Source organism: Blastococcus sp. Marseille-P5729, from assembly GCF_900292035.1.
GTDB lineage: Bacteria > Actinomycetota > Actinomycetes > Mycobacteriales > Antricoccaceae > Cumulibacter.
Window position 1 is genome coordinate 689887 of the sequence record NZ_OMPO01000001.1, and the last position, 21923, is coordinate 711809.

Consider the following 21923-nt stretch of genomic DNA (forward strand, 5'->3'; position numbering starts at 1 on the left):
ACGCCAACAATTACGCTCCCACGTGGGGTTTTGGTGGCTTTAAGAACCCGCAAGCGATTCGAGATGCTAGACACCTCGAAGCGCTCGCGGGTTCTCTCAGTCTTGCATGCCTAAGCGGAACAACCATCTGTCGGCTCGCCGTCGTCCGCGAGTTGCTCGCCGAAATCTTCCCTCGCGAGCGCGCCGCACGCCGCCAGCGCCAGGTAGATGGCAATGCCAGCGACAACTGGCGCCCACGGCGCCGCCGGTGCCGCGAGAAGCCCGAGCCCGCTCGCCGCCGCCAGCCTTTGGTCCGTGTTGTAGTTGGCCACTCGTCGCGCGTCATCCGCGACGATGCCGGCAGCGCCGAAGAGAGCAGCGACGTAACGAAAAACGATCCCGTATGCGACGAGGACATTCGCCCAAGCCTCGTCCTTTTCTACGTCTCGATCAATGTTACTGACCCAGCCATCGTCGGAGACCTCTATGCCCTCGCCACCGATGTCCCTGTGGATCTGCTGCCGAAGGGATTCGAAGGCTACCTCAGCGTTGGAAATGACCTCGGTCAAAGAGGGGTGGGTAGCCACGCTCGACAAGATGTCGCGCGCGATCGGGACTGCGGCGCCGGCCATGTTCGCGTACACAGCCTTGAGCGCGGCTTCGGGGACGACCGAATTGGCAAGCTTCGACACGTCGACCTGCCATTGACGGGCGTTAACAACGAGGGACTGCTGGAGCGCAACACTGGCGGCTTCGGCAGCCTGGTTAGCAGCCTTCGCACTCAACCGCAGGAGGTCCGGCGGGATGGACGCCTTACTGACGGCATCGAGCACAGCGCGGTTGAGGCTCGGGGCCGCGCTCAACGCCGCCGCGTTGAGCGCCTCGCGCGTCGCGTCCGGAATGAGGTCAAAAGGGTCCATTCGTCGCCTCCTGCACGAGACACTACTCACCCAGTGCTTCGCTGCGCTTCGAGACTCGACCAACGCCGAGAGATCCCCGGGGATGACGGCCTCTTGACGCCTTCTCGACCTGGAGAACGACGAAGCCCAGGCGAGCCGATAGAGGCTCTGACCTGGGCTTTTGGCGGCTCCCCTACTTGGACTCGAACCAAGAACCCTTCGATTAACAGTCGAATGCTCTGCCAATTGAGCTATAGGGGACCGTATCGGGAACCGACCGACAAACAATACCTCAGACGACTAGGGTGGAGAACAGCAACCCCGCCAGAGATGACCAGCATCACGAGAGAAGGTCGAAAATCATGCGCAAGCTGTTCCTGCTCGCCGCCGTTGCCGCGGGCTACGTACTTGGAGCAAAAGCCGGTCGCCAGCGTTACGAGCAGATCAAGCGTCTGTCGCGCCAGGTGAAGGACAACCCCAAGGTCCAGGGCGTCGCCGGAATGCTCGAGGCGCAGGCCGAGACCGTCGTGGACACCGTCAAGTCCAAGGTCGCCGGGGGCGGGTACCCAACCTCAGAGATCGACGAGATCAAGGCCAACCCCGGTACGACGGTCTAGATACACCACCCCAAAGCCCCGCTGGCGCTGGCCGGCGGGGCTTTGTCATCCCGTTCCACGCAGCTAGGTTCGAGGCGCCGAGTCCCAGGTCACAGATGAAAGACGCTGCGCCCATGAAGAAGATCGGAAGCGGCTGGCCTCCCCGCTGTCAGAGATCAGTCGGGGTGTTCTCACGGCGGATCTGCTCCAGCGCCGACTCGGCCATCGCCCGCTCCTCGTGAGAGAGCACCCTGGGCCGGTCGAGGCGGTACTGCCACAGCAGACCATCCTGGCCGGCGACCCGGCGCCCTACGAACCGGACGCCGCCCACAATCGGCTGGTGCTCGGTCACCGCCACGCTGTTCTGCACCCGCTTCCGCAAGATGACGGGGATCCCACCGGGTTCGTCGAACTCGAGCTGCCAAGGCCTCTCATCGACGATCTCGCTGCCCTCGGCCGGCTTGGCCTCTATCACGGTCAGCTTGCGATCGGCCCAGGTCGCCTTCGTGACGGTGTGCCACGGCACTAGGCGGTGTGCACGTTCACCCGTGACATGCAGACCCCGAGGCGTCGCCACGAGCACCTGGCCGGTGACCGCCTCGGCCCACGCCAGCTCCCGCTCCTCCGGCTCCAGATAGCGCTTGGCGGACACCGGAACCGGCGGACGCCGGGAGAACAGCTTCTTCAGGATCCCCATCACGGCCCTCCCGCCGCCTGCTCGCGCAGCCCACGCGCCAGCTGCTCCATCGTCGCCAGCTCACCGAATGTGCGCCGATAGGTCGCGTCGTCCTCCAGTGGGTTGATCCGCTGCAACCGCGACTTGATCTGCCTGATCTGCTCGGAAACCCGCGGCAGCTGCAGAGCGGCGATCACCGACGTCACATACCGGTGGTCGGGGGCCTCCCCAGGCACTCGCAACGGCTCGACCGCGAGTTCGTGCAGCAGGCTCACGAGCACTGCCGCGTCCTCTCCCCGCACAGTCTCGGCGATCTGGCCGACCCAGGCCTGGCCGTTCGGCGCCGCGGCGACCCCGCCGGCAGCCTCGATGTGCCTGCGCAGCGCCGCGTACGCCGGGACCCGATACAGCTCCTCGGTGGCGGCGTCCAGTGACGGACCGACGATCGCCGGCGCCTGCAGCGCCAGCTTCAGGGACTCGCGCTCGGCGCGCGCCGCCGGGTCATCCGGCCGTGGCCGCGCCATCCCGGCCCGCTCTGCCGGCGCCTCAGGCTCGCGGGCGACCCGTCGCTGCCTAGGATGCTGGTGATCCGGGCGCCACGCCCGCACCCGTGCCACCACCCGGTTCGGGTCGTCCACCCCGATCAACCCGGCGAGCCGGCGCGCGTACTCCGTACGCAGCGCGACGTCCTTGATCTGTGCAACCAGTGGGATCGTCTCGTCCAGGGCGGCCACTCGCCCCTCGACCGTGTCGAGATCATGCAGCCGCAGCCGAGACGTGATGGCGAACTCGACCAGCGGCTGGCGTCGCGCGATCAGGTCGCGGACGGCGGCGTCGCCGACGTCCTGCCGGAGCTCGCACGGGTCGCGACCGTCCTGCTCGACCGCGACGAAGGTCTGTGCGGTGAACTTCTGGTCGTCGGCGAACGCCTTCAACGCGGCCTTCTGGCCTGCCTCGTCGCCGTCGAAGACGAAGATGACCTCGCCGCGGAACACGTCGCTGTCCATCAGCAGCTGCCGGATCACCGAGATGTGCTCCGACCCGAAGGACGTGCCGCACGAGGCGACCGCGGTCGGCACGCCGGCGAGATGGCACGCCATCACGTCCGTGTAGCCCTCGACGACCACTACCTGGCGGCTCTTCGCGATCTCGCGACGCGCCTTCTCGATGCCGAACAGCACGGTACTCTTCTTGTACAGCGGCGTTTCCGAGGTGTTGAGATACTTCGCCTCGCTCGGGTCGTCGTCGAAGAGTCGACGAGCACCGAAACCGATCGGATCTCCGTGTCGGTCGAAGATCGGCCACATCAGCCGCTTACGGAAGCGGTCGATCAGCGTCCCCCGTGACGAGCGGCGCGCCAGGTCGGCCATCAGCAGCTCCTTCTCGCTGAAGCCCTTCTGCCGTAAATGCCTCACCAGCAGGTCCCAGCCGTCCGGGGCGAACCCGCACGAGAAGTCGGCGGCGGCCTGCTGGCCGAAACCGCGCTCTGCAAGGAATGCGCGGGCCGTCGCAGCCGCGCCCGGCGCCGACAGCTGCTCGCGGTAGAAGTCGACCGCCGCCCTGTTCGCCGCCACGAGACGCTGCCGCATCCCCGGCTGACGCTGCCCGCCGGCGGGGCCACCGCTGCTCTCGTAACGCAGTTGGATGCCGACCCGGTCCGCGAGCTGCTCGACCGCCTCGGCGAACCCGACGTGATCGATCTTCTGAACGAACGAGATGACGTCGCCCGACTCCCCGCACCCGAAGCAGTAGAAGAACCCGCGGCCCGGAGAGACGCTGAACGAGGGAGTCTTCTCGTCGTGGAAGGGGCACAGTCCCTTCAGGTTGCCGCCGCCCGCATTACGCAGCGTGACGTACTCCCCAATGACATCTGCGATCCCGGCGCGCTCACGCACCTCCTGGATGTCCTCGTTGCGGATCAGACCAGCCATGGATCAGTCGTCCCCGCACAGCCGGTTGCGCCACAGCACGGCGCTCTTGTCGGTGAGCTCGGCGACCTGGTCGATGATCGCGCGCAACCGAGCGCCGTCGTCGCTCGCGGCCGCGTACGCATCGGCATGCTGATCGACCAGCTCCTCCGGTCGCTCACGCAGCGCCGCCACGAGGTCCTTCAGCACCGACCGCTGCCACCGTTGCAGCTCCGCGGCTCCTTCGCGCTCCATCACATAGCGGACGGCGGTCGCCTTCAGCAGCGCGCACTCGGCAGCAACGACGTCCGGGATCACCAGCGACGCGTGGTAACGGGTCAACGGCGCCTCGCCGTACTCGCGACGGGTCGCCTCGATCGCCGCGGCACTGAAGCGACCGAGCAACTCGCTGGTCGCGCGCTTGAGCGCGACCCGGCCACGCCGGGAGGACCCGACCTCTGCGCCATACGCCGCGACGTCCTGCACGACCGGCAGCGCGAGCAGGTCGCTGAGCACGCTCTGCAGGCCGGCGGGATCGGCCGCTACAAACGATCCCGCCGCGATCGCGCACACCACGGCCGCCTCCTCCGGGTCGGCCAGACGGGACAGGTCGAGCAGGCCGGTGATCGCGCCGTCCTCCACATCATGGACGGAGTAGGCGATGTCGTCTGCCCAGTCCATCACCTGGGCCTCCATGCAGGGCCGCTGGTGATCGATCCCGGCGCGCGCCCATTCGAAGGTCGGCAGGTCGTCGGCGTACACGCCGAACTTGCGCACCCCGGCCCGCCTCGGCCAGGGGTACTTGCAGGTCGAGTCCAGCACCGCCCGGGTCAGGTTCAGGCCCGCATTGATCTCGCCGGCCAGCACCTTCGACTCGAGCCGGGCGACAACGCGGAGCGTCTGCGCATTGCCCTCGAACCCCCCGCATTCGTCCGAGACCTCGTCGAGGGCACGCTCCCCGTTGTGACCGAACGGCGGATGACCGAGGTCGTGTGCCAGGCCTGCGGCGTCGGTGATGTCCGGGTCCAGACCGAGCGCGGCCCCCATCTCCCTGGCGATCTGCGCGACCTCGAGAGAGTGGGTCAGCCGGGTGCGCGGGAAGTCGTCCTCGCCCGGTACGACGACCTGGGTCTTGCCGGCCAGCCGACGCAGCGCCGAGGAGTGCAGGATCCGGGCGCGGTCGCGGGCGAACTCGGAGCGGACGGCGCCCTCTCCCCCGGCGAAGTAGCTCGACTTGCCCGGTTCGCGAACGAAGCGCTGCGTGTCTGCTGCGGTGTAGCTCATGAGATCGACATCCCCGACTCGCCCGAGTCACCCAACACGCCGTAGTACAGCAAGGCACCGGTCTCGCGGACGATGTACTCGAGCTGGGTGCGGCGGGTCTGGACCGCCGGCCCGGCGCGGGGCGGTGATCCATAGACCACGATGCCCTGATCGGCGATCATCGTCTTGGCACGCAGGATGTGCGGCGGATCGGTGACGACAAGAGCGTCGTTCCAGCCGCGGTCGGCGAAGACCGGGCCGAGAGCCTCAGCGCTGGTCAGCGTGTTGCTGCCGGACTCGACAGCCAGGACGGCGGACTCGGGTACGTCCCCCTGCTCGACGAGCCACTTCTTGCCGGCGGAGGCCTCGGTGAACTGATCCCCGGCGCGGTTGCCGCCGACGGTCACGATGGTGTCGGCATAGCCATCGCGCCACAGGTCAAGAGCGTGCTGCAGCCGCCATTGAAAGACTGCCGACGGCTCACCGTTGTACTGCGCGGCTCCCAGCACGATGATCACATCGGCGGGCTGGTCGTCAGTCTCACGCGCGACCTTCCAGACGCTGTAGGCAACAGCGAGCACCCCGAGCACGCTGCCGAGCAGCAGACCGGCGCCGAGGCGTACGAAAAGCTTGCCGATCACGCTGCTGCCTTGCTCACGACGACGAGGGACGCCCGCCAGTGTATGGGCGCCGGACAACGTGTGCGCTCAGCCACCGGAGACGTCTACCTCGGCTCCGAAGGGCACCGCGCAGCTGTCACGATCCGCCAGCCAGCCCTCGGGCAGTGTGACCTTCCGAGTGCCGGTCGACCGCCCACGCGCTAGCCCCAGGATGCTCTCCGGGTAGGGCTGGTCGCCGTGAACCTGCAGCAGACCGTCGAGCAGGTCGTCGAGTCGGGCGAGCGAGTCGATCAGGCCGAGCTGCTGGCGCAGCTCGGAGCCCACCCGGAATCCCTTCAGATACCAGGCCACGTGCTTGCGAAAGTCGCGGCAGGCACGGATCTCCCCGAGATCCTCGGCCATGTAGGCCGCATGCTGGCGCATCGTGTCCGCCACCTCGGACAGCGCGGGCCGCACCCGCTCTGGCCGGCCGGCGAACGCGTTGGCGAGGTCGGCGAACAGCCAGGGACGGCCCAGGCAACCGCGCCCGACCACCACCCCGGCGCAGCCGGTCTGCGCCACCATCGCGATCGCGTCGTCCGCCTCCCAGATGTCGCCGTTGCCCAGCACGGGGACGTCGAGCTCCTCGACCAGCATCGTGATCGCGTTCCAGTCCGCAGTGCCGCCATACATCTGCGCCGCCGTACGGCCGTGCAGCGCGACCGCGTCGATCCCCTCCTCTTGTGCCGCGCGGCCGGCCTCGAGGAAGGTGAGGTGTTCCTCGTCGATGCCCATCCGCATCTTCACCGTGACGGGCACCCGGCCGTCGGCCGCGGTGACCGCAGATCCGACGATGGCCCGGAACAGGTTTCGTCGCCACGGGAGAGCCGCGCCCCCACCCTTGCGGGTCACCTTCGGGACCGGGCAGCCCATGTTGAGATCGATGTGGTCGGCGCGATCCTCCTCGAGGAGAATCCGCACCGCCTCGCCGACGATCTGCGGATCGACCGCGTAGAGCTGGACCGAACGCGGCGTCTCGCTCTCGTGGAAGCGCAGCATGTCCATGGTCAGCGGGGTGCGCTCGACGAGCGCCCGGGAGGTGATCATCTCCGAGACGTACAGGCCCGCGCCGTACTGGCGGCACACCCTCCGGTACGCGCTGGTGGTGATGCCGGCCATCGGCGCGAGCACCACAGGTGGGTCGACCGGGATCGTCCCGAAACGCAGCCCGCTCATCGCATCCACGTCAACTTCTCGCCGCCGTCTCGCCACTGAACGCCGCGGACGCCGAGCTCCTTCGGGATCAGGTAGAAGGCATGGCCGGCGATGGTCTCCTCCGGCCTCACCATCCCGTCACGGAAGCCCGGGTGCGTCTCGACCTCGGCGGGCGCCGAGAGGTGGATTCCGTCGTCGCTGTCGATCAGGCAGAGCCCGCGCGCGGGAACGCACTCGACGGGCTCGTCGCCCTTGTTGGTGAACAGGGCGCCGACGATGGCCGAGGCGTAGCCATCCGGGATCGTCAGGCCGGCGTCGATGAACACGTCGTCGGCGGGTACTCGATAGACAGCACGCGCCATCCGGCGCGCAAAAGCTGCCGTCGCCCTCGAGCGTCTCGCCGACCTTCCCCGACCGCGGGGCGATCAGCTCGTCGTTGGTGAACACGCCGCTGGGCTCGCTCACGCCGTCCGGCCCGCGGCGAGGCCGAGGGGGCCAGTCGTGCTCGGCCGGCGGGGCGGACGTTGCGTGGGCCTGCCGGCGATGGAGGGCCGTACCCAGGAGGCGGGCCCTGAGGCGGGCCGTAGCCCGGCGGCGAACCAGGCGGTGGCCCATAGCCCGGCGGCGGGCCGTAGCCGAGGTGGACCGTAGCCCGGGGTGGGCCGGGAGGTCTCGGGTGCCCAGGCGGCGGCCCCTGGGCAGGCCATACCCCGGCGGAGGGCCGTAACCGGGTGGCGGGCCCTGAGGCGGGCCATACCCCGGCGGAGGGCCGTACCCGGGGGCGGTCCTGGTAGCGGACCACGACCCGGAGGCGGGCCCGGCGGCGGACCGTAGCCCGGCGGCGGACCGTAGGTCATCGTCGCTCCCCTCCTCCGTGTCCTGGTGTCGTCCTTCGTCCCTACGCCCCGGTGAGCCTCGGGGCCAGATATGCCGGCAATGCGTCGATGCCGACCCGCTCCTGGCGCATGGTGTCGCGCTCGCGAACGGTGACCGCGTCGTCCTCCAGCGAGTCGAAGTCGACGGTGATGCAGAAGGGCGTTCCGATCTCGTCCTGGCGGCGGTAGCGGCGGCCGATCGCGCCGGCGTCATCGAAGTCGATGTTCCAGCTCTGCCGCAGCTTGGCTGCGACATCTCGCGCCTTGGGTGACAGATCTGCGTTGCGCGACAACGGCAGCACGGCGGCCTTCAGGGGGGCCAGCCGCGGGTCGAGGCGCAGCACAGTGCGGACGTCGACGCCGCCCTTCGTGTTGGGCGCCTCGTCCTCGGCGTACGCGTCGACGAGGAAGGTCATCAGCGAGCGTGACAGGCCGGCCGCGGGCTCGATGACGTACGGCGTGTAACGCTCACCGGAGTTCGGGTCGTGAAACTCCAGCGCGGTCCCCGAGTGCTTGGTATGACTCGACAGGTCGAAGTCGGTGCGGTTCGCGATGCCCTCAAGCTCGCCCCACTCCGAGCCGGTGAACTGGAATCGGTACTCGATGTCGACGGTCCGCTTGGCGTAGTGCGAGAGCTTCTCCTGCGGGTGCTCGAAATGCCGCAGGTTGTCGGGGTCGATACCGAGCTCGACATACCAGCGGGTGCGCTCGTCGATCCAGTACTGGTGCCATTCCTCGTCCTCGCCGGGCTTGACGAAGAACTCCATCTCCATCTGCTCGAACTCGCGCGTGCGGAAGATGAAGTTGCCGGGCGTGATCTCGTTGCGGAAGGACTTGCCGGTCTGCGCGATGCCGAACGGTGGCTTCTTGCGCGCGGCCTGGACGACGTTCGCGTAGTTGACGAAGATGCCCTGCGCGGTCTCCGGGCGCAGGTAGTGCAGCCCGGACTCGTCCTCGATCACACCGAGATGAGTCTTGAGCATCATCTGGAAGTCGCGCGGCTCGGTCCACCGGCCGCGGGTCCCGCAGTCCGGGCACGCGAGGAGCTCCATCGAGACCGAGTCGGGGTCGTCGATGCCGTTCTTCGCGGCATACGCCTCCTGCAGGTGGTCCTGGCGGTGCCGCTTGTGGCACTGCAGGCACTCGACCAGCGGGTCGGTGAAGGTGCCGACGTGACCGGAGGCGACCCAGGTCTCGCGCGGCAGGATGATCGAGGAGTCCAGACCGACGACATCGTCGCGGCCGTGCACCATCGACTTCCACCATTGCCGGCGGATGTTCTCCTTCAGCTCGACGCCCAGCGGCCCGTAGTCCCAGGCCGACCGGGTACCACCGTAGATCTCACCGCTCGGGAACACGAAGCCACGGCGCTTCGCGAGGCTGACGACCTGGTCGATCTTCGAGGGTGCGGGCTTGGCCACGGTGTGCTGCTCCATCCGGCTGGCGGTCGGCGGTCAAATGCTTTGGGGGGTCGGACGCCCGCGGCGTCCAACCCCCCATGCTACCGGCCCGAGCGGTGAGCCCGAGACAGAGTGCTTAGCTGAAGCTGTCCTTGTAGGACTGGCCGGCGACCTTCAGGTCGCACACCTCGAAATCGCCGTCGTCGTTCTTCTCGAGCTCCACGTCGATATCGGACGACTGCCCATCCTCCTCGATCGTCGCGACGGCGGTGGCCGTGTCACCGTCCTCCTCGACGTCGTGGACGGTGTAGTCGATCTGGGCCAGGCTTCCCCCGCCTTTCGATCCGTCTTCGTTATCGACGTCGATCGCGTCATCCAGCGACGGGCAGCTGACGGCCTGCGCGGCTGCCACATCGCCCTTGCTCGCGGCGTCCATCCAGGTCTCGGCGGCCTCCTGTGCACTGCGACCGCCACTGTTGCCCAGCACCAGCCAGAGGGTGATCCCGATGGCCGCGAGCAGCACGACGCCGCCGACGATGAGGCCGATCATCTTCCCGTTGCCGGACTTCTGCGGCGCCGAGGCCCACGGCTGAGCGCCCTGCTGGCCGTAGCCCTGCTGGCCGTAGCCGGATTGCGGGTCATGACCGGGCTGCTGGCCGTAGCTCTGCTGAGCGCCGTACGCCGGCTGCTGGCCGTAGCCCTGCTGGCCGTAGCCCTGCTGGCCGTAGGACTGGTCCCCCTGCGGGGGCTGGGTGGGCTGTCCGCCGGTCTGCGGCTGTCCCCATTGGGGTTGATTCGGATCATACGGCTGGTTCATGGGGCTCCTCTGTCTCGGGGAAGGTTTGTCGGGATCCGGTCAGTCGACGGTCGTCGTGCTCGGTGCGCCGAAGTCGACCTGAATCTCGCAGATCTCCCAGTCGTCGTCCGAGTTCTTCTCAAGCTGGACGGTGGCGTCCACGGACTCGCCCATGTAGACCGCCGAGACCTCCGCGGTCGCCTGGTCGCCGTTCTCCTCGACGCTCTTGACCTCGATATCGAACTGCCCCCCGCTGTAGCCGGGATCGCCTGAAGCGTCGATCTCCGAGTCAACCTGCGGGCAGGTGAACTTCTTGGCCTCTTCGGGGTCGTTCGCCTTCGCGGCCGCCACGTACCCGTCGATCGTCTCTTCGACGCTCCGCCCGCCGCCACTGCCGAGCACGAGCCACAGCGTGACGCCGATCGCAGCGAGCAACACCACGCCACCCACGATCAGACCGATGAGCTTGCCGTTGCCCTTCTGCTGCGGCGGGCTGCCCCACGGCTGCGCCCCCTGAGGCCCGTACCCCTGCTGTCCGTACTGCGGCGCACCGTACCCAGACTGCTGTCCCCAATGCGGCGCCCCGCCGTACCCGGGCTGCTGGCCGTAGGGCTGGCCTGTGGGTGCGCCCCACTGATGCGGCTGGGAGGGCTGACCGCCGGTCTGCGGCTGTCCCCATTGGGGCTGGTTAGGGTCATACGGCTGGTTCATGGGACTCCTCTGGCTGCGGCTCGTGGAAACGATAACTGCTGGCGCGGTCAGTCGATCGAGTTCACGCTGCGGTAGTGTCGCGGTTCACTCGCGGCCGTGATCCGTCCGGCCACGCCTTTCGACGTGACCGGCTGGGCCGCCGTTCCCGGACCCGCGCGGACCGAACTCGCCGATGTGCGTGCTGCCGGCATCGTCGGCCAGATCGCCCTCGAAACGGCGTACGCCGGCCGCGCCCGGTTCAGCGACCAGCACCGGCTCGAAGCCGCTGACCTCGTCACGCGCGGCGTACATGAAGGGTGTGGCGTACAGCTTCACGTCGTACGCCGACAGCGCGCGACGGTAGCTTCCGACGTTCGCCCAGCGCGTGCAGAGCACCCAGGTCTGTGGCTCGTCGGTGCTGCACGCGAGCTCGCCGCCCTCGAATCCCGCGCACGCCGCGAGCGCGCCCAGCGCCAGCTCGCCGCGGGCGAGGAAGTCCTCCCGGTCGTCCGGCTCGTCGAAGCGCACGATCGACTGCACGAGGCACTCCCCTTCCATGCATGTATTCGTCTTTGACAATAGGTATCCGTCAGGCGCAACGTAGACCAGTGCCCGAGTCCCCCGTTTCGCCCGACGAGGTCGTCGTCAACGCCCGCGACGTCCGCGTCTCCTACGGTAACCGTGAGGTCCTGACCGGGATCGACCTCACCGTCCGCCGCGGTGAGGTCCTCGCGATCATCGGCGCCAACGGATCGGGCAAGTCCACCCTGGTCCGCGCGATCATCGGCCTGGCACCGGTCACCGGTGGCAGCGTCGAGGTCTTCGGCGACCGGCGGCTGACCAGACGCTCCCGCGAGCGGATCGGCTATGTGCCCCAGCGGGTCAGCGCCGCAGGCGGCGTTCCCGCCACAGTGACCGAGGTGGTGCGCTCCGGCCTGCACTCCGGGTTGTTCCGGCGCACGACGCAGGACTGGCGTCCGGCGCTCGAGGAGGCACTCGCGGTCACCGGGTTGCAGGACATGGCCAGGCGCCCAGTCGCCGAGCTCTCCGGCGGTCAGCAGCAGCGGGTGCTGATCGCTCGCGCGCTGATCCGGCGCCCCCAGCTGCTGATCCTCGACGAGCCGCTGGCCGGCGTCGACCTGGACCAGCAGTCCGCGTTCGCCGACACCCTCGCGCAGATCACCGCCCAGGGGCACACGGTCATCGTCGTCCTGCACGAGTTCGGTGCGATCGCTCCACTGCTCGACCGGGTGATCTCGCTGCACGACGGCCAGATCGAGTTCGAGGCGCGGCCCGAGGACGTCGGCGACCACTGCGCCACCAACGACCACCCCGACTGGGTTCGCCAGGCGCATGCGCGCGCGGAGCACGCCCACGACCACGTGCACCCGCACGAGGGGCCGCGCAGCTCCGGTGAGCCGTGGATGCCCGAGGCGCTGTCGGCGCCGGGGCGCGCTCGATGAGCACCGCACTCTCCCTCAGCGTTCTCGAGATGCCGTTCATGCAGCGTGCCCTGATCGCGGCAGTGCTGGTCGGGATCTGCGCGCCCGCGGTCGGGATCTACATCGTGCAGCGCAAGATGTCGCTACTCGGAGACGGGATCGGTCACATCGCCTTCGCCGGCGTCGGCCTGGGGGTGCTCACCGGGACCTCGCCGGTCCTCATGGCGGTCATCGTCTCGGTGATCGGGGCGATCCTCACCGAGCTGGTGCGCGCCCGCGCCAAGACCAGCGGCGATCTCGCGCTGGCGATCCTGTTCTACGGAGGCATCGCGGCCGGAGCACTGATGATCTCGATGCAGAGCGGCGGCAGCAACATCAGCGTGCAGTCGTTCCTGTTCGGCTCGATCCTCACCGTGAACCGCGCGGACCTGGTGATCATCAGCGTCCTGGCGGTGCTGGTCGTCCTGGTGACGATCGGGATGCGCCGCGTGCTGCTCGCGGTAAGCCACGACGACGAGTTCGCGCGGGTCGGCGGCGTCCCGGTGAGCTGGGTCAACGTGCTGATCGCGGTGACCGCTGCGCTCACCGTCTCGGTGGCGATGCGGGTCGTGGGCCTGCTGCTGGTCAGCGCTCTCATGGTGCTCCCGGTGGCGGCGTCCTCCCAGCTCGCCCGGTCGTTCACCGCGACTCAGGTCGGCTCGATCGCGTTCGGCGTGGTGGTCGCGGTCGCCGGGGTGCTGTTGTCCTATCCGATGAACGTGGGCCCGGGCTCGCTGATCGTCGTCCTCGCGATCGGGCTGTTCTTCGTCTCCGCCGTGGTCGGTAGGCTGGTGAGCCGGACGTGACGCACTACTGCTCGTGGGGCAGGCATCACATTCACCGTCATCCCACCTCAGGAGGTGCCGTGCCCGAGGAGACCACCGCGCACGCTCACGACCATGACCTTGGACCCAAGGTCTCCTCCCGGGGTGGCGCCGCATCCTTCATCGCCGCCGGCGATCTGCTGAAGGCACTGGCCGCGCCGTTGCGGGCGCACCTGGTCTCGTTGCTCGACGAGCACGGCCCGTTGTGTGTGCATGAGCTGGTCGAGTCGTTGGACGTCGCCCAGCCGCTGGTCTCCCAGCATCTGCGGGTCCTACGCTCGGCCGGCGTCGTCGTCGGGGACCGGCACGGCCGGGAGGTCCGCTACCGGTTGGCGGATGACCACATCGCACACATCGTCGCCGACGCGATCACGCACGCGCAGGAGCACCTGCACCGCCACTAGCCTCGATCAGGCGCTGCCGAACCGTCGCTCGCGCCCGGCGTATTCCAGGCAGGCATCCCAGAGGTCAAGGCGGTCGAAATCCGGCCACAGCCGATCCACGAACATCAGCTCGGCGTACGCCGACTGCCACGGCAGGAAGTTACTGGTGCGCTGCTCGCCGGAAGACCGCAGGAAGAGGTCGACGTCCGGCATGTCCGGCTCGTCGAGGTAGCGGGCGAACACCCGCTCGTCGATCCTGTCGGGATCGATCCGGCCGGCCTTGACGTCCCGGGCGAGCGCCGCCGCGGCGTCCGCGATCTCGGCGCGGCCGCCGTAGTTCACGCACATGGTGAGCGTGCAGACGTCGTTGTCCTGGGTGAGCTCCTCGGCGATCTCGAGCTCCTTGATGACCGAGCGCCAGAGCCTCGGACGGCGTCCGGCCCAGCGGACGCGCACCCCGAGCTCGTTCATCTCGTCGCGGCGGCGGCGGATGACGTCGCGGTTGAAGCCCATCAGGAAACGGACCTCCTCGGGCGAGCGCTTCCAGTTCTCGGTCGAGAACGCGTACGCCGAGATCCATTTGACGCCGATCTCAATGGCGCCCTCGACTACGTCGAAGAGCGAGGACTCGCCCTCCTCGTGGCCTCTCGTGCGCGGCAGTCCGCGCTGCTTGGCCCAGCGGCCGTTGCCGTCCATCACGATCGCGACATGTCGTGGCACCAGGTCGGCTGGCAGCTCCGGCGCGACCGCTCCCGAGCGGTGCCGGCTCGGACGGCGCAGCGGCGGGCGGCTCATCGGTTCAGCTCGCTCAGCAGGTCGGGATCGAGCTCGTCGTACGGCGAGCGGGTCAGTGGCGCGACCTGGTCGCGTTCGACGAACGGGAGCGAACGCAGCGCCCGCTCCAGGTGCCACTGCAGATGGGCGGCCAGGACGCCGCTGGACTCGCGCTGCACGCGACGTTCGGTCACCATGGCGGTGTCCCAGTCACCGCGCAGCAGCGCGGTGAGATGCCCGGGCGTCTCGGCCTGGATGGTGACCGCGCGTGGGACGGCGCACTCGATGCAGGTGATGCCCCCCGACTCGACCGAGTAGCGGCGGTGCGGCCCGGGGCGGGCACAGCGCGCACACTCCTCGAGCTCCGGCTCCCAGCCGGCGACGGTCATCGCGCGAATCAGGAAGGCGTCGAGCACGAGCTGGGCGGGCTTGTCCTTCTCCGCCAGTGAGCGCAGCGCCCCGACGACGAGCAGGTAGAGGCGGATCGACGCGGCGCCCTCCTCGCCGGCGAGCCGCTCGGCGGACTCGAGGATCGCCTGCATCGTCGTATACCGCGGGTAGTCATCGACCACGCGGGCGCCGTACGCGTGCAGGCTCTCGGCCTGCGTCACGATGCCCAGGGATCGGCCGACGTACAGCTGCGCGTCAACGTGGCTGCCCGGCTCGAGCCGCGCGCCGAACTTCGAGCCGGTGCGGCGCACACCCTTGGCCACCGCGCGGACGATGCCGCTGCGGCGGGTCAGCAGGGTGACGATGCGGTCGGCCTCGCCGAGCTTGTGCAGGCGTAGGACCACGCCCTCGTCGCGAATGGTGGTCATTCGCTAGATCTTCTCACTGCGGGCGCGTGCTCCGGGGTAGGTGCGCGGTGATGCGCTCGTACGCCGCAGTCGCGCCGGCCTGGTACGAGGACTTCCCCTCGCCGATGTACACCAGCAGCTCGCGGGCGTGCCCGTCGGCCAGCTCGATGCGCAGACCCGGGTAGCTCTGCAGTCGCACCCGGAGGTTCTTGATCTCGACCCCGGCGATCTCCGGCCAGGGCCAGGAGTCGCGCGAGCCCGTGCGGGTCTCGGCGATCGCCAGCTCGTCGTCGGTGACGATCAGCAACCGTTTGGTGCTCGGCACCGCGGCGTCCAGACAGGTGGCGCTCCACGCGCCGTCTGGCAGCTCGGCGTCGATCTTGGCCTTGCGGTTCTGCTCGCGCTTGGCGACCAGCACGGCGAACCCGAGCAGGGCGACGATGATGACCAGGACCCAGATGCCGGGCTGGACGGCGGAGGACAGATCGGCGGCGTACGGCATCAGAACCCCAGTCTGGTCAGCTTCTTGGGGTCGCGCTGCCACTCGTCGAGCACACTGACGTGCAGGTGCAGGTAGATTCGCAGGCCGAGCCGCTGCTCGATCTGCTTGCGGGCGGCAGTGCCGATCCTCTTGATGCGCGATCCTTGCGGGCCGAGGATGATCGGCTTCTGGCTCTTGCGCTCGACGTAGAGGAAGGCGTGGACGTCGATCACCTCGGAGTCCTCGCGCGGCAGCATCTCCTCGACGGCGCACGCGATCGAGTGCGGCAGCTCGTCGCGGACCTCCGAGAGCGCGGCCTCCCGGATGAACTCGGCGATCAACGTCTCGGTGCTCTCGTCGGTCTTCTCGTCGTCCAGGAACAGTCGAGGCCCCTCGGGCAGCTGCTTCTCGATCAGCTCGAGCAGCAGGTCGGTCTGGGTGTGCTCGACGGCGGAGACCGGGATGATGTCGGCGAACTCGCGGCCCAGCTCGTCCTGCAGACCCTGGACCTCGAGCAGTGCCTCGACGACCCGTTTCGAGGCGGCGATGTCCGTCTTGGTGACGATGCCGATGACCGGCGCCTTGGTGTGCTCTTGCAGCATGCGGGCGATATACCGGTCCCCCGGGCCGACCTTCTCGCCGGCGGGAAGGCAGAAGCCGATCACGTCGACCTCCGAGAGGGTGGCGGTGACGACGTCGTTGAGCCGCTCGCCGAGCAGCGTGCGCGGCCGGTGCAGCCCGGGCGTGTCGACGATGACGACCTGCGCGTGCGGCCGGTCGACGATGCCGCGGATCGCGTGCCGGGTGGTCTGCGGCTTGTCGCTGGTGATCGCGACCTTCTCACCGACCAGAGCATTGGTGAGCGTCGACTTCCCGGCGTTCGGTCGGCCCACGAAGCTGACGAAGCCGCTGCGGTACTCGGGCTGGGTCATCGCTCGTCCTCCACTGCGCCCACGCGCTCGCTGCTGGTCGACCCGTGCGCGGCCTCCGCATGCTCCAGCATGGCAGGTGACTCCTCGCGGGTGACCAGCACCGAGGAGATCCGGTTGCGGCGCCCGACCGTCTCCTCGGCCTCAATCCGCAGGCCGGCGACGTGCACGACCGCGCCCGGGATCGGGACGACACCCAGCTGCTGGGCCATCAGGCCGCCGACGGTCTCGACGTCGTCGTTGATCTCGATATCGACGTCGAACTTCTCCGCGAGATCTTCTACCGTCACGCGTGACTGCATGCGGACGGCGCCGTCCTCGAGGTCGACGATGGGCGCCACCTCGTGCATGTCGTACTCGTCGGCGATCTCGCCCACGATCTCCTCGAGGATGTCCTCGATGGTCACCAGGCCGGCGGTGCCGCCGTACTCGTCGATCACGACGGCCATGTGGATGCGGTTGATCTGCATCTCGCGCAGCAGGTCGTCGACCGGCTTGGACTCCGGCACGAACGAGGCCTCACGCATCACCTCGGAGGTCCGGATCTGGCGCGCGGCGTCCGCGCCCGCACCCTGGGTACGGCGTACGAGGTCCTTCAGGTAGACCACGCCGGTGATGTCGTCGACGTTCTCGCCGATGACCGGGATGCGGGAGAAGCCCGACCGGAGCGCGAGCGCGAGGGCTTGCCCGACCGACTTCGACCCCTCGATCCAGACGACGTCCGGCCGCGGCACCATCACCTCGCGGACGATCGTGTCGCCGAGCTCGAACACGGCGTGCACCATCTCGCGTTCCTCGTGCTCGACCACGCCGGTCTGCTCGGCGATGTCGACCAGCTCCCGCAGCTCGACCTCGGTGGCGAACGGTCCTTCGCGGAATCCCTTGCCGGGCGTGATCGCGTTGCCGATGAGGATCAGCAGGCTCGCGATGGGGCCGAGGATGATGCCGAAGGTGCGTACCAGCGCGGCTGTGGGCAGCGCGATGGCGTAGGGGTGCTGGCGGCCGAGGGTACGCGGTCCGACTCCGATCAGCACGAAGCTGATCAGGGTCATGCCGACCGCGGCGGCAACGACCTGGACCCAGGTCGCCTCGACGTAGTTCGTGATGACGACGGTGGCCATCACGACGGCCGTCATCTCGCAGGCGAGGCGCAACAGCAGCAGGAGGTTGGTGTGGCGTGGCAGGTCGGCGACGACGTCGCGCAGCGAACCTGCCCCGCGCTTGCCCTCCTTCTCGAGCTCGGCGACTTGGGCCTTGCTGACTCGCTGAAGCGAGGCGTCGATCGCCGCGAACAGTCCCGCCACCACCACCAGCACGAAGGCGACGACGGCGAGCGTGATGTCGGAGCTAGCCACGGCTGCGTTCGGTCTCCGCTCGCCACTTCTTCAGCAGCTGTGCCTGCAGCCCGAACATCTCGCGCTCCTCGGCCGGCTCCATGTGGTCGTAGCCGAGCAGGTGCAGGATCCCGTGCGTGGTGAGCATGTGCAGCTCCTCCTCGAACGAGTGGCCGGCCGCGGCGGCCTGCGAGATGGCGACCGCAGGGCACAGCACGATGTCGCCGACGATCGCGGGATTGTCGTCGTCCGGCCCGGCGGAGTCTGCGGGCGCTACTCCCGGCCGGGTGGCCGGCTCGAGCTCGTCCATGGGGAAGGCCAGCACGTCGGTCGGCCCCTCCTCCCCCATCCATCGCTCGTTGAGGGCGGCCATGTGGGGGACGTCGACGATCAGGATCGACAGCTCGGCCTGCGGGTGGATGCCCATCTCATCGAGCACGAAGCCGGCGATCGCCGAGAGCCGCACCTCTCCAACCGGGATCGCTGACTCGTTGGTGATCTCGACGCTCATGCCTGGCGCCTCGAGCGATCATCACGCTGTCGGGCGGCGGCATCGAAGCGGGCGTAGGCATCGACGATCTCGCCCACGAGCCGGTGACGGACGACGTCCTGACTGCTCAGCTCGCAGAAGCTGATGTCCTCGACGCCGTCGAGGATGCTGCGCACCACCCGCAGGCCGGACTGCTGACCACCTGGCAGATCGACCTGCGTCGTGTCGCCGGTGACGACGATCTTCGCGCCGAAACCGAGGCGGGTCAGGAACATCTTCATCTGCTCGGCGGTGGTGTTCTGCGCTTCATCGAGAATGATGAATGCATCATTAAGAGGGTTGTGCGTCACGAGGAAATCGTCCGTGACGTAGAGGCTGTCCTCCGCGGCGACCTGGATGCAGACGCAGGTGCGCCGGCCGGCGGGCTCGATCGACTCGATGTGTCGCATTGGGCGTCCGCCGCCGGCCAACGCGTACTTCTCGGCCTTGCGACGAAGGCGGAAGGGCGCGATGCCCGCCGGCAACCGGATATCGAGCACATATGAGTCGTTGCGATAGTCAACGGGCCGCCCGTTAGCCAGACCTGGCTGGCGACCTTCGGCCTTGCGGGTGCGCCAGTACGCCACGCCGCCGAGTGAGCGCACGAGGAAGAGCATGTCGTCTCGCAACCGCTGCGATGTCGTCGTCCACTGAACGCGCGTAGTCCTGCCGGCCTGCACGACCGGTCCGCCGTCGCTGTCCAGCAGCCCCTGCAGCATGGCGAGCCGGACGTCGAGCGAGTTGAACAGGTAGAGCGTCGGTACGAACTTGGTGCTCGACCGAGTGCCCGCCAAGCCCAGATCACGCAACAACTCGGTCACCGGGTTGGCAACGAGCAGCCCCCCGCGACCGCCGGACGGGTGCCGCATCACGTAGTCATAGGCGGACTTACGGTGCAGCACGACGTCGCCCAGATCCGCGGCGACTGCCTTCTGGACCGCTTCGGCCAGCTCGGGGTCTGCTGTTGTGAAGCTCGGCGTCGTCGAGGTCGTCAGGCACCCGTCGCCTAGGAGCAGGCCCATGGCATACGCGTCGAGGGGAACCTCCCGTGGAAGCATCTGCACTGGCTCGGCGACGGGTAGCTCGTAGCGACGTATGTAGCCACGCCGCAGCCGACCGATCATGTCCTGCGTCTCGAGAGTCCGCCACCTGCCGCGCCGCCGGTCTTCCGGCGTGCGTACGTTCCACAAGTGCTCGCCGCAGCAAAGTGTGCTCGACCCGTCCTGGGCAGTCACGCGGTAGACCTGCTTCTCGCCCTGCGGGTATACACCCAGGACGGGCGTGGGCCGGCCGTTCGACCCGATCACGAGGTCGCCGACACGCAGGCTTCCGATCGTCCGGAATCCGCGGGGGGTGAGAACCATGCTGTCGACCGGTTGCGCCCGGCCACGCATGTACGCCAGCGGCGCGACCTCGATGGTCCCGGCCTCCATCAGCCGCGGGATCGCCTCGGGGTCCATCATGTCGTGCAGGGCGTCGTAAAGCGGGCGCAGGTAGGGATCGATCTTCTCCGACAGCGACCCCGGAAGGAAGCCCAGCCGCTCGCCGGCCTCGACGGCCGGACGGGTGAGGATGATCCGGCTGACCTGCTTGGTCTGTAGCGCCTGGACCGCCTTCGCCATGGCGAGGTAGGTCTTGCCGGTACCGGCCGGGCCGATGCCGAAGACGATCGTGTGCTCGTCGATCGCGTCGACGTACTGCTTCTGACCGACCGTCTTGGGCCGGATGGAACGGCCCCGACGACTGAGAATGTTCATGCTCAGCACGTCGGCCGGCCGTTGGCGGGAGTCCTGACGCATCATGCCGATGCTGCGGCGTACGACGTCCGCAGACAGCTCGTGCCCGGCGTCCAGGAGCGCGATCAGCTCGTCGATGACACGTTGCGCGAAGGCCACCTCGCCCGGTGGGCCGGTGATGGTGATGCTGGTGCCGCGGACGTCGATCTGCGCCGTGACCGACGACTCGACGAGGCGGAGGTATTCGTCGCGCACCCCCAGCAGCGCCACCATGGAGGTTCCTGCCGGGAGGTCGAAGGTGGTCGTGACGGTCGCGGGTTCGTGGGTGCTCGACACTAGGGGGCGGGCCTGGCCTTTCTGCGAAGCGGGACGTGGGTGCGGCGTCGTAGGGACGAGTCTAGTGAGCCCCGCGGACAAGCACCACGCGAAATCCCCGCCGCACGGTGGCGATGGCTCCTGCTCAGCCCGCGAGCATGCCCTTGACGTAGGCCGCCTGACCGGCGTGCTGCGCCGCATCGTCGACGATGCTGACCAGACGCACGCCGCGGGTCACTGGTGGGTCCCACTGCCTGTCGATGACGTCATCGAGGGAACCGGGATCGACCGCGTGAAGGTAGCGGACGGTCGCCTCGACCGCAGCATCGAGATAGCCGGTCAGCAGCCCGAGGTCCTCCACAGCGACCTGGCTGGCCTCGGCGGTCGAATGCCCGTACCCCATCGAGTCCCGAGGCAGATCCAGACCGAACCGATCGGCCCATCCTTCGCGCAGCCACACCTGCTCGTCGCCGGACAACGCCGCGATCTGGGCATCCTGCTGGCGGGCGATGTGCCAGACCAGCCACGCGATGGAGTTGTGGTCGCCTCCCGGGCGCCAGTTCGCCTGCTCGGCGCGGAGCCCGTCGAGCACCTCGCCGCACACCTGATGGCTGCGGGTGATCCCGTCGATGAGGATGTCCTTCGAGTCCATGACTCGACGCTACCCGCGTTCGCGTCGCCGCGGCCGGTCACGACCGCCTCAGGCCCAGCGTCCGGTGCGGGAGGCGACCCAGGACAGCGCGACCACCCCTGCGGTGGAGGTGCGCAGCACCTCTGGTCCCAGCCGTACCGGGTGGGCGCCCGCGTCATGGAGCAGCTCGACCTCGCCGGCGGTGATGCCACCCTCGGGACCGACGATCAGCACGATCTCGGCAGCGCCGTCCAGCCGGATGCTCTCTATCGGGTCGGACGTCGATTCGTGCAGCACGAGCGCGGTGCTCCCGGCGATGCGTTCAGCGAGCTGCGCAGTGCTGACGGCCTCGGCTATTCGCGGGACACGGACCCGACGGCTCTGCTTGGCCGCCTCACGGGCGGTCGCCTGCCACTTCGCGCGTCCCTTCTCGGCCTTCTGCTGGTCCGGCCACCGCGCGACGCAGGTGGCGGCCTGCCACGGGATGATCTCGTCGACGCCGCCCTCGGTCATCAGCTCGACGGCCAGGCCGGCCCGGTCGCCCTTCGGCAGGGCCTGCGCCACGGCCAGCCGCGGGCGGGGTTCCGGTACCGCCCCCCGCTGGACGACGCGTGCCCGCACTGAGCGCCCGGCGACCTCGACGATCTCGCAGTCGGCGTACTCCCCATGCATATCGGCGATGCGGATTCCCTCGCCCACCCGCATGCGACGAGCTCGGGCGGCGTGGGCGCCCTCGTCACCATCCAGCTCGATAATCGAGCCCTCGGCCGCGGGCGAGCCGAAGAAGACCGGCAGATAGGCCGACGAGCGCACG

At 68.6% G+C, this 21923-nt stretch carries 23 protein-coding genes, 1 tRNA gene and 2 pseudogenes; 4 read left to right on the plus strand and 22 right to left on the minus strand.

Annotated elements, in window-relative coordinates:
* Positions 1–110: 110 nt before the first annotated feature.
* Both DAA40_RS03330 and DAA40_RS03335 read right to left on the minus strand, forming a co-directional pair.
* A complete protein-coding gene (locus DAA40_RS03330) occupies positions 111–899 on the minus strand; it encodes a hypothetical protein (protein WP_106848281.1) in 789 nt (262 codons plus the stop codon).
* 167 nt (positions 900–1066) lie between these two features.
* Positions 1067–1139 (minus strand) — tRNA-Asn (locus tag DAA40_RS03335).
* Between the two features lie 101 nt (positions 1140–1240).
* Between DAA40_RS03335 and DAA40_RS03340 the strand changes: the two genes are divergently transcribed.
* Positions 1241–1495 carry a hypothetical protein gene (locus DAA40_RS03340; protein ID WP_106848282.1) on the plus strand — a complete coding sequence of 85 codons (255 nt, stop codon included), beginning with the start codon at positions 1241–1243 and terminating at the stop codon, positions 1493–1495.
* Positions 1496–1643: 148 nt separating this feature from the next.
* On the opposite strand, the gene DAA40_RS03345 is transcribed toward DAA40_RS03340, so the two are convergent.
* The 10 genes from DAA40_RS03345 to DAA40_RS03385 form a co-directional block, all read right to left on the minus strand.
* The gene (locus DAA40_RS03345; RefSeq protein ID WP_106848283.1) at positions 1644–2171 is read right to left on the minus strand and encodes a hypothetical protein; all 528 of its coding nucleotides are present in this window, start codon (positions 2169–2171) and stop codon (positions 1644–1646) included.
* Entirely contained in the window at positions 2171–4081 is a 1911-nt protein-coding gene (gene dnaG / locus DAA40_RS16315; protein WP_199849482.1) for a DNA primase, read from the minus strand. The genes DAA40_RS03345 and dnaG overlap by 1 nt, the downstream gene beginning before the upstream one ends.
* Positions 4082–4084: 3 nt before the next feature.
* Positions 4085–5341 carry a deoxyguanosinetriphosphate triphosphohydrolase gene (locus tag DAA40_RS16320; protein WP_199849483.1) on the minus strand — a complete coding sequence of 419 codons (1257 nt, stop codon included), beginning with the start codon at positions 5339–5341 and terminating at the stop codon, positions 4085–4087.
* On the minus strand, positions 5338–5961 hold the full coding sequence (locus DAA40_RS03355) for a YdcF family protein (protein WP_106848284.1): 624 nt from the start codon (positions 5959–5961) through the stop codon (positions 5338–5340). Before DAA40_RS03355 ends, DAA40_RS16320 begins: the two co-directional genes overlap by 4 nt.
* 66 nt (positions 5962–6027) lie before the next feature.
* Positions 6028–7155 (minus strand): tRNA dihydrouridine synthase DusB, encoded by a 1128-nt coding sequence (gene dusB, locus DAA40_RS03360; protein ID WP_106848285.1) that lies wholly within the window; start codon positions 7153–7155, stop codon positions 6028–6030.
* A complete protein-coding gene (locus DAA40_RS03365) occupies positions 7152–7496 on the minus strand; it encodes a hypothetical protein (RefSeq protein WP_199849484.1) in 345 nt (114 codons plus the stop codon). The genes dusB and DAA40_RS03365 overlap by 4 nt, the downstream gene beginning before the upstream one ends.
* 536 nt (positions 7497–8032) lie before the next feature.
* The gene (locus tag DAA40_RS03370) at positions 8033–9445 is read right to left on the minus strand and encodes a glycine--tRNA ligase (RefSeq protein ID WP_106848287.1); all 1413 of its coding nucleotides are present in this window, start codon (positions 9443–9445) and stop codon (positions 8033–8035) included.
* A gap of 100 nt (positions 9446–9545) precedes the next feature.
* Complete coding sequence (locus DAA40_RS03375; RefSeq protein ID WP_106848288.1) at positions 9546–10226, minus strand: hypothetical protein; 681 nt, start codon at positions 10224–10226, stop codon at positions 9546–9548.
* A 39-nt stretch (positions 10227–10265) separates the two neighbouring features.
* Positions 10266–10916, minus strand: a complete 651-nt coding sequence (locus DAA40_RS03380; RefSeq protein WP_106848289.1) for a hypothetical protein — start codon at positions 10914–10916, stop codon at positions 10266–10268.
* Positions 10917–11000: 84 nt separating this feature from the next.
* On the minus strand, positions 11001–11435 hold the full coding sequence (locus DAA40_RS03385) for an antibiotic biosynthesis monooxygenase (RefSeq protein ID WP_158716208.1): 435 nt from the start codon (positions 11433–11435) through the stop codon (positions 11001–11003).
* A 68-nt stretch (positions 11436–11503) separates the two neighbouring features.
* Between DAA40_RS03385 and DAA40_RS03390 the strand changes: the two genes are divergently transcribed.
* From DAA40_RS03390 to DAA40_RS03400, 3 genes are read left to right on the plus strand one after another with little or no spacing between them, the layout of a single operon-like run.
* A complete protein-coding gene (locus tag DAA40_RS03390; protein WP_199849485.1) occupies positions 11504–12358 on the plus strand; it encodes a metal ABC transporter ATP-binding protein in 855 nt (284 codons plus the stop codon).
* Positions 12355–13182 carry a metal ABC transporter permease gene (locus tag DAA40_RS03395; RefSeq protein ID WP_106849237.1) on the plus strand — a complete coding sequence of 276 codons (828 nt, stop codon included), beginning with the start codon at positions 12355–12357 and terminating at the stop codon, positions 13180–13182. The genes DAA40_RS03390 and DAA40_RS03395 overlap by 4 nt, the downstream gene beginning before the upstream one ends.
* A gap of 59 nt (positions 13183–13241) precedes the next feature.
* The gene (locus tag DAA40_RS03400) at positions 13242–13604 is read left to right on the plus strand and encodes a helix-turn-helix transcriptional regulator (protein ID WP_199849486.1); all 363 of its coding nucleotides are present in this window, start codon (positions 13242–13244) and stop codon (positions 13602–13604) included.
* Positions 13605–13610: 6 nt separating this feature from the next.
* Here the strand turns inward: DAA40_RS03400 and DAA40_RS03405 are convergent, their stop codons facing one another.
* The 10 genes and pseudogenes from DAA40_RS03405 to DAA40_RS03445 form a co-directional block, all read right to left on the minus strand.
* Positions 13611–14378 carry an isoprenyl transferase gene (locus DAA40_RS03405; protein WP_106848292.1) on the minus strand — a complete coding sequence of 256 codons (768 nt, stop codon included), beginning with the start codon at positions 14376–14378 and terminating at the stop codon, positions 13611–13613.
* Entirely contained in the window at positions 14375–15175 is an 801-nt protein-coding gene (recO, locus tag DAA40_RS03410) for a DNA repair protein RecO (protein ID WP_106848293.1), read from the minus strand. Before recO ends, DAA40_RS03405 begins: the two co-directional genes overlap by 4 nt.
* Positions 15176–15188: 13 nt before the next feature.
* Positions 15189–15656, minus strand: a complete 468-nt coding sequence (locus DAA40_RS03415; protein ID WP_106848294.1) for a hypothetical protein — start codon at positions 15654–15656, stop codon at positions 15189–15191.
* Positions 15656–16567 (minus strand): GTPase Era, encoded by a 912-nt coding sequence (gene era / locus DAA40_RS03420; protein WP_106848295.1) that lies wholly within the window; start codon positions 16565–16567, stop codon positions 15656–15658. Before era ends, DAA40_RS03415 begins: the two co-directional genes overlap by 1 nt.
* Positions 16564–17919, minus strand: a complete 1356-nt coding sequence (locus DAA40_RS03425; RefSeq protein ID WP_106848296.1) for a hemolysin family protein — start codon at positions 17917–17919, stop codon at positions 16564–16566. The genes era and DAA40_RS03425 overlap by 4 nt, the downstream gene beginning before the upstream one ends.
* On the minus strand, positions 17912–18409 hold the full coding sequence (gene ybeY, locus DAA40_RS03430) for an rRNA maturation RNase YbeY (RefSeq protein ID WP_106848297.1): 498 nt from the start codon (positions 18407–18409) through the stop codon (positions 17912–17914). Before ybeY ends, DAA40_RS03425 begins: the two co-directional genes overlap by 8 nt.
* Positions 18406–18723 (minus strand): annotated as a pseudogene (locus DAA40_RS16935) (PhoH family protein); the annotation flags it as partial. The gene ybeY and the pseudogene DAA40_RS16935, both read right to left, overlap by 4 nt.
* A gap of 270 nt (positions 18724–18993) precedes the next feature.
* Positions 18994–20679, minus strand: a pseudogene (locus DAA40_RS03435) (PhoH family protein); the annotation flags it as partial.
* Positions 20624–21130 carry a DUF664 domain-containing protein gene (locus DAA40_RS03440; RefSeq protein WP_106848298.1) on the minus strand — a complete coding sequence of 169 codons (507 nt, stop codon included), beginning with the start codon at positions 21128–21130 and terminating at the stop codon, positions 20624–20626. The gene DAA40_RS03440 and the pseudogene DAA40_RS03435, both read right to left, overlap by 56 nt.
* Before the next feature lie 48 nt (positions 21131–21178).
* A complete protein-coding gene (locus tag DAA40_RS03445; RefSeq protein WP_234356220.1) occupies positions 21179–21922 on the minus strand; it encodes a 16S rRNA (uracil(1498)-N(3))-methyltransferase in 744 nt (247 codons plus the stop codon).
* Position 21923 lies beyond the last annotated feature (1 nt).

Bases quoted from the DNA above. Each gene is read 5' to 3' on its own strand.
- DAA40_RS03330 (WP_106848281.1), bottom strand. From the start codon at position 899: ATGGACCCTTTTGACCTCATTCCGGACGCGACGCGCGAGGCGCTCAAC.
- DAA40_RS03340 (WP_106848282.1), top strand. From the start codon at position 1,241: ATGCGCAAGCTGTTCCTGCTCGCCGCCGTTGCCGCGGGCTACGTACTT.
- DAA40_RS03345 (WP_106848283.1), bottom strand. From the start codon at position 2,171: ATGGGGATCCTGAAGAAGCTGTTCTCCCGGCGTCCGCCGGTTCCGGTG.
- dnaG (WP_199849482.1), bottom strand. From the start codon at position 4,081: ATGGCTGGTCTGATCCGCAACGAGGACATCCAGGAGGTGCGTGAGCGC.
- DAA40_RS16320 (WP_199849483.1), bottom strand. From the start codon at position 5,341: ATGAGCTACACCGCAGCAGACACGCAGCGCTTCGTTCGCGAACCGGGC.
- dusB (WP_106848285.1), bottom strand. From the start codon at position 7,155: ATGAGCGGGCTGCGTTTCGGGACGATCCCGGTCGACCCACCTGTGGTG.
- DAA40_RS03365 (WP_199849484.1), bottom strand. From the start codon at position 7,496: ATGGCGCGTGCTGTCTATCGAGTACCCGCCGACGACGTGTTCATCGAC.
- DAA40_RS03370 (WP_106848287.1), bottom strand. From the start codon at position 9,445: ATGGAGCAGCACACCGTGGCCAAGCCCGCACCCTCGAAGATCGACCAG.
- DAA40_RS03375 (WP_106848288.1), bottom strand. From the start codon at position 10,226: ATGAACCAGCCGTATGATCCGAATCAACCCCAATGGGGACAGCCGCAG.
- DAA40_RS03380 (WP_106848289.1), bottom strand. From the start codon at position 10,916: ATGAACCAGCCGTATGACCCTAACCAGCCCCAATGGGGACAGCCGCAG.
- DAA40_RS03395 (WP_106849237.1), top strand. From the start codon at position 12,355: ATGAGCACCGCACTCTCCCTCAGCGTTCTCGAGATGCCGTTCATGCAG.
- DAA40_RS03405 (WP_106848292.1), bottom strand. From the start codon at position 14,378: ATGAGCCGCCCGCCGCTGCGCCGTCCGAGCCGGCACCGCTCGGGAGCG.
- recO (WP_106848293.1), bottom strand. From the start codon at position 15,175: ATGACCACCATTCGCGACGAGGGCGTGGTCCTACGCCTGCACAAGCTC.
- DAA40_RS03415 (WP_106848294.1), bottom strand. From the start codon at position 15,656: ATGCCGTACGCCGCCGATCTGTCCTCCGCCGTCCAGCCCGGCATCTGG.
- era (WP_106848295.1), bottom strand. From the start codon at position 16,567: ATGACCCAGCCCGAGTACCGCAGCGGCTTCGTCAGCTTCGTGGGCCGA.
- ybeY (WP_106848297.1), bottom strand. From the start codon at position 18,409: ATGAGCGTCGAGATCACCAACGAGTCAGCGATCCCGGTTGGAGAGGTG.
- DAA40_RS03440 (WP_106848298.1), bottom strand. From the start codon at position 21,130: ATGGACTCGAAGGACATCCTCATCGACGGGATCACCCGCAGCCATCAG.